General features: G+C 69.5%; 1 protein-coding gene. It reads left to right on the top strand.

All coding sequences use genetic code 11. From position 1 onward, the window contains the following. Positions 1-1,295 (top strand): condensation domain-containing protein (locus tag ACFP2T_RS47220; protein ID WP_377434440.1); only part of this gene is annotated, 1,295 nt, incomplete at both ends.

The raw sequence follows: 1,295 nt of genomic DNA, 5'->3' as shown, positions 1-1,295 counted from the left end.
ATCGACGCCGCGTCGCCGGGTGTGGTGGCGGCGCCGATCGTGCCGGTGGACCGCGACGGGCCGTTGCCGTTGTCGTTCGCGCAGCAACGCCTGTGGTTCCTGACCCAGCTCGACCCCGGCTCGGTCGAGTACAACCTGCCGGCCCGGATCCGCCTGGCCGGCGACGTTGACGTCGTGACGCTGGCCGCGGCTGTGGGTTTGTTGGTGGCCCGGCATGAGGTGCTACGGACCCGGCTGGTCGCCGATGCTGACGGGGTGCCGTGGCAGGTGGTCGACCCGCCGGCTGCGGTCGACCTGCCGCTGATCGACCTGTCCGGTGAGGCCGACCCGGCCGCCGCCGCACAGGCGTGGCTGGCCGCGGACGCGGTGGTGCCGTTCGATCTCGCGGCCGGGCCGTTGCTGCGGGCGACGTTGCTGCGAGTCACCTCGGACGAGCACGTGCTGGCGCTGGCGACGCATCACGTAATGGGTGACGAGTGGTCGGTCGGGATCCTGCGCCGCGAGCTGGAGTCGTTGTACGTCGCGTGCCGAGACGGGGTGGAGCCAGGGTTGGCACCGTTGTCGGTGCAGTACGCCGATTTCGCGGTGTGGCAGCGGCAGTGGCTGACCGGCACGGTCCTGGAAGGGCAACTGGGCTATTGGCGTCAGCGGCTGGCCGGTGTGCCGGTGTTGGAGCTGCCGACGGATCGGCCGCGGCCAGCGGTGCGGTCCACGGATGGTGCCGGATTCGAGTTCGTGGTGCCGGCCGACGTGGTCGACGGTCTGCGGGCGTTGTCCCGGTCGTGCGGCGTGTCGATGTTCATGACGATGTTCGCCGCGTTCAACGTCCTGCTGGGCCGGTACTCCGGTCAGGACGACATCGCGGTGGGCACGCTGATCGCGAACCGGAACCGGGCCGAGATCGAGGGCCTGATCGGATTCTTCATCAACACCCTGGTGCTGCGTACCGACCTGTCTGGCGATCCGACGTTCGCGGAACTGCTGGGCCGGGTGCGAGGCGAGACCCTGGCCGCGTACGCCAACCAGGACCTGCCGTTCGAGCGGCTGGTGGACGAGCTGGACGTGGGCCGGGACCGGTCCCGCACGCCGCTGTTCCAGGTGCTGTTCACCTACGTCACCAGCGACGCTGACGACCGTGCCGTGGTGGACATGTCCGCGGGCCTGTCCGAACCGGTGAAGTTCGACCTGTCGGTGGCCATGGCCGAGACCGAGGGCGAACTGGCGGGGGTGGTGCGGTACAGCACGGTGTTGTTCGACGACGATCGGATGGTTCGTCTGGTCGGGCATTTCCAGCG

The sequence above is a fragment of the Plantactinospora solaniradicis genome (assembly GCF_042658085.1).
Lineage (GTDB): Bacteria > Actinomycetota > Actinomycetes > Mycobacteriales > Micromonosporaceae > Plantactinospora > Plantactinospora solaniradicis.
This window is presented reverse-complemented; position numbering and strand designations above follow the sequence as displayed.